Consider the following 573-nt stretch of genomic DNA (forward strand, 5'->3'; position numbering starts at 1 on the left):
ATGTCAGCCATGCAATGTAACCCTGTTTTCAAGGACACTTACGCTCGATTACTCGAAGCTGGAAAACCAAAGAAAGTGGCGATTATTGCTTGCGTTCGCAAGATGGTGGTCATCCTAAACTCTATGCTTCGAGATGGCATCATGTGGGACCAAAACATCGCCCAAAATAAAGGATTGACGCCATAGTCGTTTGTTATGCCTATATTGAGCGATGAACTTTATCCATCAGAGCATGATAATAATTATGACTTTCGGCATCTCTACAATGCATCATGGATTCTTCAATATCACGGATCAACCTATGCATCCGATCCATTCTCTCTTCTGGCGATAATCGTCTAGCATTTTGAAGACGGTGAAATTCATCATTTAACCTTTCATACTCTATTAGTGCAAATGAAGCTTTTGAAGGTCGAGCAACATTCGTAATGTTTTCAAGTAACGATTTCATTTGACGAACTTCTGCATGCATTACATCTAAAGATAACAGTTCTCTGCTATTTTCAATGTCAGGTATTTGCGCAGGACTATTGAGAGCAAGGAGTTTAACAATTGAATTCACATTTCCTTGTT

General features: G+C 39.3%; 1 protein-coding gene and 1 pseudogene. One reads left to right on the plus strand and one right to left on the minus strand.

The window, feature by feature from the left end; genetic code table 11:
* Window positions 1–186: pseudogene (locus IEX22_RS16370) on the plus strand (IS110 family transposase); the annotation flags it as partial.
* Window positions 187–199: 13 nt separating this feature from the next.
* Here the strand turns inward: IEX22_RS16370 and IEX22_RS16375 are convergent.
* On the minus strand, window positions 200–573 hold a 374-nt coding region (locus IEX22_RS16375), incomplete at its 5' end, for a hypothetical protein (RefSeq protein WP_229660118.1).

Source organism: Tersicoccus solisilvae (genome assembly GCF_014643255.1).
GTDB lineage: Bacteria > Actinomycetota > Actinomycetes > Actinomycetales > Micrococcaceae > Tersicoccus > Tersicoccus solisilvae.